Annotated in this window: 5 protein-coding genes; 3 read left to right on the forward strand and 2 right to left on the reverse strand. The window is 76.6% G+C overall.

From position 1 onward, the window contains the following. The first annotated feature begins 22 nt into the window (after nt 1-22). The 3 genes from PYV61_RS26650 to PYV61_RS18410 are packed head-to-tail and all read left to right on the forward strand — an operon-like array spanning nt 23 to nt 3,062. Nucleotides 23-151: a prephenate dehydratase domain-containing protein gene (locus PYV61_RS26650; protein ID WP_345785261.1), complete on the forward strand. Its 129-nt coding sequence runs from the start codon at nt 23-25 to the stop codon at nt 149-151. After that, complete coding sequence (locus PYV61_RS18405; RefSeq protein ID WP_275834311.1) at nt 148-1,161, forward strand: threonine dehydratase; 1,014 nt, start codon at nt 148-150, stop codon at nt 1,159-1,161. Before PYV61_RS26650 ends, PYV61_RS18405 begins: the two co-directional genes overlap by 4 nt. Continuing rightward, nucleotides 1,158-3,062 (forward strand): PQQ-binding-like beta-propeller repeat protein, encoded by a 1,905-nt coding sequence (locus PYV61_RS18410; RefSeq protein WP_275834313.1) that lies wholly within the window; start codon nt 1,158-1,160, stop codon nt 3,060-3,062. Before PYV61_RS18405 ends, PYV61_RS18410 begins: the two co-directional genes overlap by 4 nt. On the opposite strand, the gene PYV61_RS18415 is transcribed toward PYV61_RS18410, so the two are convergent. Continuing rightward, nucleotides 3,059-4,183, reverse strand: a complete 1,125-nt coding sequence (locus PYV61_RS18415; RefSeq protein ID WP_275834315.1) for a tail fiber domain-containing protein — start codon at nt 4,181-4,183, stop codon at nt 3,059-3,061. The genes PYV61_RS18410 and PYV61_RS18415 overlap by 4 nt on opposite strands. Nucleotides 4,184-4,224: 41 nt before the next feature. Beyond that, the gene (locus tag PYV61_RS18420; RefSeq protein ID WP_275834317.1) at nt 4,225-6,816 is read right to left on the reverse strand and encodes an Ig-like domain-containing protein; all 2,592 of its coding nucleotides are present in this window, start codon (nt 6,814-6,816) and stop codon (nt 4,225-4,227) included. Nucleotides 6,817-6,942: the final 126 nt, after the last annotated feature.

Genomic DNA, 6,942 nt, shown 5'->3' on the forward strand with positions numbered 1-6,942 from the left:
GGTGCGCGACGTCGCCCGCGCCGTGCACGCGGCGGTCGGCGCCCTCCCCGCCGCGCGCGCCGCCGCGCGCTGGGGGCTCGCCGTCCTCGCCGCCGGCGTGCAGGACCTCCCCGACAACTGGACGCGCTTCGCCGTCGTGACCCGCCGATGACCGCCACCCCGACGCTCCCCGCGCCCCCGGCGCCGCCCGCGCTCCCGGCGCTTCCGGCGCTTCCGGCGCTCGCCGACCTGGAGGCCGCCGCCGCGCTGGTGTACGCGGCCATGCCGCCGACGCCGCAGTACCGGTGGCCGCTGCTCGAGGCGCGCACCGGCACCGAGACGTGGGTCAAGCACGAGAACCACACGCCGGCCGGCGCGTTCAAGGTGCGCGGCGGGATCGCGTACTTCGACTGGCTGGCGCGCCAGGTCCCGCGCGTCGCCGGCGTCGTCACCGCGACGCGCGGCAACCACGGGCAGAGCGTCGGCCTCGCCTCGGCGCGCCTCGGCATCCCGGCGGTGGTGGTCGTCCCGCACGGCAACTCGCGCGAGAAGAACGCCGCCATGCGCGCCCAGGGCGTCGAGCTGGTGGAGGCCGGCGACGACTTCCAGGCGTCCGTCGAAGCCGCCGACGCGATCGCGCGCGAGCGCGGCTGGCACCGCCTCCCCAGCTTCCACCCGCTGCTCGTCGCCGGCGTCGGCACCTACGCGCTCGAGCTGTTCCGCGCCGTCCCCGCGCTCGACACCGTGTACGTCCCGATCGGGCTCGGTTCCGGGGCCTGCGGCGTGCTGGCGGCGCGCGGCGCACTCGGGCTGTCCACCGAGGTCGTGGGCGTGGTCAGCGCGCACGCGCCGGCCTACGCCCGCTCGCTCGCGGCGGGGCGCCCCGAGTCGCACCCCGCGACCACCCGCCTCGCCGACGGGATGGCGTGCCGCACCCCGGTCCCCGACGCGCTGGCGCTGCTCGGCGGGCTCGCGCGCGTCGTCGAGGTGACCGACGACGAGGTGGCGCACGCGATGCGCGCCCTCTTCCACGACACGCACAACGCCGCCGAGGGGGCGGGCGCCGCCTCGCTGGCCGCGCTGCTGCAGGAGCGCGACCGCGCGCGCGGCCGCCGCGTCGCCGTCGTCCTCTGCGGCGGCAACGTCGACGCCGACGTCTTCGCCGGGGTGCTGGCCGGATGACGCTCCCGAGCGCGTTCCTCGACACCCCGATCAGCCGCCGCGACCTGCTGCGCCTGGGCGTCGCCGCGGGGATCGCCCCCGCGCTGCCCCGCCTCCGCGACCCGCGCGCCTTCGACTTCGCGTACTTCAGCGACACCCACCTCGGCCTCAAGGACTACAACTTCGAGGCGTGCCGCCGGCTGGTGCTGGAGATCGCCGAGCGCGTGCGCCCCGCGCTGGCGGTCAACGGCGGCGACGTGACCGACTACGGGTGGGCGGGGGAGTACGACGCCTACCGCCGCGTGCTGGAGGGGATCCCGTACCCCGTGCACCACATCCCCGGCAACCACGACGTGCGGTGGGCGCCGCGCGGGCTGCAGATCTTCCGCGAGCGCGTCGGCGCGCCGTACCGGTCGTTCGACCACGCCGGCGCGCACTTCGTCCTGCTCGACAGCACGGTCCCGCTGTCGCACTACGGCCACTACGAGCGCGCGCAGCTGCGGTGGCTGGAGCAGGACCTGCGGCGCGTGGGGCGCGCGACGCCGGTGTTCCTCTTCTCGCACCACCAGATGGGGCGGCCGGGCGACCCGGTGGACAACGACGCGATGCTCCTCGCCGCGGTCGAGCCGTACAACGTGAAGCTCGTCTTCACCGGCCACGGCCACCAGGACCTGCTGTGGGACTGGGCGGGGATGACGACGACGATGAACAAGGGGCTGTACCAGGGCTCCTACCAGCGCGTCGAGGTCGACCCCGGCGCGGGCGAGGTGCGGCTGTCGCGGCGCACGCTCGAGTCGCCCGACTTCCGCCCGCTCGCCGCGGTGCCGCTGGCCGCGCCGCGCGAGAAGCGGCAGGTCTGGCCGTCGGCGCCGCTGGCCGCGACGCCGAAGGTCGACGCGCCCGCCCTGGCGGCGCGCTGGGACCGCGCGCTCGGCGGCGCGGTGATGTCGCACCTGCTGGTCGCCGACGGCACGCTGTACGTGAGCGCGATGGACGGGTCGGTGCAGGCGCTGCGCGCGGCCGACGGCGCCGAGCGGTGGCGCGCCGCGACCGGCGGCTACTGCCACTCGTCGCCAGTGCTCGCCGGCGGGCTGGTGGTGGTGGGGAGCGCCGACGGCGCGGTGTACGCCTTCGACGCGCGCACCGGCGCCCGCCGCTGGCGCCGCCCCACCGGCGGCCCGGTGTACGCCTCGGCGGCGGTCGCGAAGGGCGTGGCCGCGATCGCGTCGGGGGACGGGCACGTGTACGGGCTGGCGCTGGCGACGGGCGCCGAGCGGTGGCGCTTCCGCCTCGCCGACACGCCGTCGGCGTTCGCGCAGAGCCGGGCCGCCACCGACGGCGCGCGCTTCTACGTCGGGGCCTGGGACCGCAACGTCTACGCGCTCGACGCCGAGACCGGGGCGCTCGTCTGGTCGCGACCGGGCACCGAGCGGTCGTTCGCCTACTCGCCGGCGATCGGCGGGCCGGCGGTGGCGCACGGCATGGTGTTCGTCCCCGCCAACGGCAACGTGCTGCACGCCTTCGACGCGGCGACCGGCGCGACGCGGTGGACGTTCACCTCCCCCGGCGACAAGGTCGGCTACTCGTCGCCCACCGTCGTCGGCGACCGCCTCTACATCGGCTGCCTCGGCGACAAGGGGGAGGTGCGCTGCCTGTCGGCGCTCGACGGCCGCGAGCTGTGGGTCGCGGCCACCGGGAGCACGATCTACGACTCCAGCCCCGCCGTGGCCGACGGGTGGGTGAGCATCGGCTCCGTCGACGGGATCCTGTGGGTGCTCGACGCCGAGACCGGGCGGATCGCCGCGCGCCATCCGCTGCCGCCGGGACACTTCCTGTCGTCGCCGGCGGCCGCGGGGGGCGCCGTCTACGCGGCCACCTTCTCGGACCGCGCGTTCGGGCTGGCGCTGCCGACGCGCGGCTAGCGCGCGCCCTCCAGCTTCGCGAGGCGGCGCTCCAGCGCGCGCTGCCCGTCGCGCAGCGCGCGGACCTCCTCGCGCAGCGCGTCCACCTCGGCGGCCTTCGCCTGCAGCTGCGCGGTGCGGGCCTCGAGCGCGCGCACCGCGGCCAGGTTCACGCCGTCGAAGTCGCTCATGTTGATGGTGCGGTCGTCCGTGTTGAAGCCGAAGGCGCGGTGCCAGTCCTGCGCCATCGGGCCGATGTGGCGCGTCGCGCGGTCCTCCTCGTCGCGGTAGCGCCAGCTCGTCACCGGCACGTCGCGCAGCTTGGCGAGCACCGCCTCGCCGTCGACCTCCGCGAACGCCTCCTTGCGCGTGCTGTCGGAGACGACGCTCCACGAGCTGCCGCCAGGGGCCACGGTGACGCCGGTGGTCTTGGTCGCGTTGGTGAACAGCCGGACGCCGCCCGCGGCGCGCAGCGTGAACTGGTTGTTCGCGGTCGCCTCCAGCGAGTCGGTGGTCGACGCGTCGGCGATGACGATCGCGCCCACCCGGCCGCGCGTCGCCGCGCGGTAGCCGATCGCCGTCGAGTAGTCGGCGCTCGCGGTGCTGCGGTAGCCGAGGGCCGTGGCGGCGTCGCCGTCGGCGACCGTCAGGTGGCCGAGCGCGAGGGCGCCCGTCTGCACGGCCCGGTTGGCGAGGCCGATCGCGACCGCGGCGCCGCCGGTCGCCTCCGTCTTGGAGCCGAGCGCCACGGAGGACGGGCCGCTCGCGACCGCCCCGTCGCCCATCGCGAAGCTGTGGATTCCCGAGGCGACGCTGAGCGCGCCGCCGGCCCAGCTGTAGAAGCCGATCTTCGCGTCGTCCATCTGGTTGCCGCCGTCGGCGTAGCCGGCGCGGAACGCGACCTTGTACGGGTACCACATCATGCGCCAGCCGGGGCCGGACGCGGGGATGATCCCGCGGCCGATCTCGCCCATCGCGATCAGGCCGCCCGCGCTGTCGACGCGGAACCGGTCGCCCGCCGGGCTGCCCGAGCGCAGGCGCATGAGGATGTCGGACTGCGCGCCCGCGGGCGCGGCGGCGATCAGGAGCGGGAGCGCCGAGGCGAGGGCCGTGAGCGCGGCGGTGCGGAGGGAGCGAGGCATGGGCGTGGTCTCTATTGGAAAGTGGGAGATGCCGGAGGCGGTCACTGCACGGTGATGCGGAAGCCGGCGTCGCTCAGCCGGCCGGAGTCGACGCGGAGCTGGCTGGCGACGTAGAGCGTGTCGAGCAGCGAGTAGATGCCGACCACGCGGAGGCGCGGGACGCGCCCGCGGACGGACTTGGCGATCCCCTCGAGCACGAGGGCGCCGGTGGTGCTCACGATCCCGCCGGTGAGGCCGGCGGCGACGTTGCCGGTCGCGCTCAGGTTGTAGACGCCGAGGTCCAGCGTCGCGCCGTCGGCCACGGTGAGGTCGCCGACCTGGGTGTTCTGCGCGAGCACCGGCGTCGGCGTGCCGGCGGGGATCAGCACCGAGTCCTGCGCGGCGGGCACCATGCTGCCGACCCAGTTCGCGGCCGTGTGCCAGTTCGTCGACGCGGCGCCGGTCCACGTGCGCGTGATGCCGGTGACGACGATCTTGGCCGTCCCGCTGCGCCCGCCCGCGGTGGCGGTGATCGTGACGGGGCCGGGGCGCACGCCGGTCACGAATCCGGTGGTGACGCCGGTGACGATGCCGGGCGTCACCCCGACGGTGGCGAGCGTCGTGTCCGACGACGCCCACCCCACGCTCTGCCCGCCGACCGCGGCGCCGATCGCGTCGCGCACCGTCGCCAGCAGCTGCTGCGTCTTCGTCGACTGCACCGACACGTTCGACGGCGTGACGTCGATCCGCCCGTCGGGGAACTGCACCGCCGCGGCCACCAGCAGGTCGACGGTGAACGTCGTGACCGCGCCGGCGATCGTGAACGTGAGGTTCCTGGGCGCGCTGACCTCGCCCTGGTCGAGCACCGTCGCGTACTGCCAGTAGGGCTGCGCGGGCGCGGTGAACGCGGCGGTCCCGTCGCCCACCGGCGTCACGGTGCCGGTGCCGGCGATCACCGTCGGCGCGCCGACGATGAACACGCGCACGCCGTCCGCCGCGGTGGCGACACCGTCGGTGGTGCCGATCGACTGGTAGAGCAGGTTGCGCACGGTCAGCGACGCCGCCAGCGTGCCGTTGGCGTACGAGCCGCCCTGGCCGCCGAGCTGCACCAGCCCGCCCTGCCCGCCGTAGACCAGCGTCGCGCCGCTCGCCTGGTAGCCGCCCGACGCGTCGGACGCGCACGACACGCTCGGCGTGGTCGCGACGGCGACCGTGCAGCGTACGAGGGCCAGCGCGCCGCCCCCGCCCGCGGCCACCGCGACCGCGCCGCTGGCGCCGACGAGCGCGGCGTTCGCCTGGTCGGTGGCGGTGATGACGTGCGACGTCCCCGACGCCGCGCCGGCGGTGAACACGACCGTCGCCACGCCGTTCGCGCCGGTGGTGCTGGTGGCGGCGGCGAACGTGCCGCCGTTGGTGCTCGACCACGTCACGGTGCGCCCGGCGGCGGCGACGGCGTTGCCGTTCGCGTCGGCCAGCTGCGCGGTGACGGTGACCGTGCCGCCGGCGAGCACGCTCGCCGCGCTCGTGCTGACCAGGTACTTCGCGGGGGCGCCCGCCGACACGGTCAGCGTGGCCGTCGCGGTCGCGCCGTCGGCCGACGCGGTCACCGCGTGCACGGTGCCGATGGCCGCGGCCACGGTCACGGTCGTCGCCGCGGTGCCGTCGGCCGCGGTCGTGCCGGTCGCGGCGGAGAGCGTCGCGCCGTTGGTCGCGCTCCACGCGACGGCGCGCCCGGCGAGGGGCTTGCCGCTCTTGTCCTTCAGCGTCGCGGTCACGACCTGCGTGGCGCCCGGGGCCGGCGCGGCCGACGTGGGGCTCACCGCCAGCGTGGCGCCGGCGCCGCCCTTGCCGCCCTTCGCGACGCCGCCCGCCAGCGCTTGCTCCTCGCCGCCGCGCCTCGCGGTCAGCAGCACCACCTCGCCGCGCGTCGCGTTGGCGCCGTTGCCGAGGGGGCCGCGCGCGGCGGCGGTCGCCGGCGAGCCCGACTCGGGCGCGGCGAGGCCGAACGACGCCATGTTGTCGTACGCGAGCCCGCCCACGATCGCGCCGGCCGCGGCGACCGCGGCGTCGGCCTCGACCCGGTCGTAGCTGGCGGGCGCGCCGGCGGCGGCGACCGCGAGCCCGGCGATCCCGCGCACCCAGTCGTACGCGCCGGCGCCCGACTGGTCCTGCAGCACCACCAGCCCCGCGCTCCCGGTGCCCGACCAGCTGCCCGAGGCCCAGCGCGCGAGGTTCTGGATCAGCGCCAGCTTGCCGGCGCTCTTGCCGTTCGTGGCGCCGAGGTCCGGGGTGCCGGACCACACGGCGACGCGGCCCGTGAGGATGGAGGAGAGCCGCTCGCGCGCCGCCGGCGTGCGCAGCGCGGCATAGCGGTCGCCCGCCAGCGACGGGACGAACACCAGCGCGTACGCCTGCAGCGTCGGCGCCGACATGGTGTCGATCTCGGCGTACCGGCGGTCCACGCCGTCGGGGAAGACGGGCGCGCCGTCGGGGTGCGCGGCGGCGGTCAGCTGGTCGGCGACGCGCCCGCACCCCGCCTGCTCGGCGGGGGGGCACACGACCAGCGCCTTCTGCGCGCGCGCCGCGCCGGGGAGCAGCGCGACGAGCGCCAGCAGCGTCAGGAGGAGCGCGCGGACGCGGGGACGGATGCGCATCGCGTCCTCACGCGCACGCGTCGGCGATCACCGCCGACAGCGCCGCGGCGTTCGCCTGCCGGGCCTCGTCGCGCGGGCGCGCCCGCAGCGCGCGGCGCTCCTCGGCGAGCCGCCGCCGGTACGCGG

This window comes from Roseisolibacter sp. H3M3-2, assembly GCF_029211165.1.
GTDB lineage: Bacteria > Gemmatimonadota > Gemmatimonadetes > Gemmatimonadales > Gemmatimonadaceae > Roseisolibacter.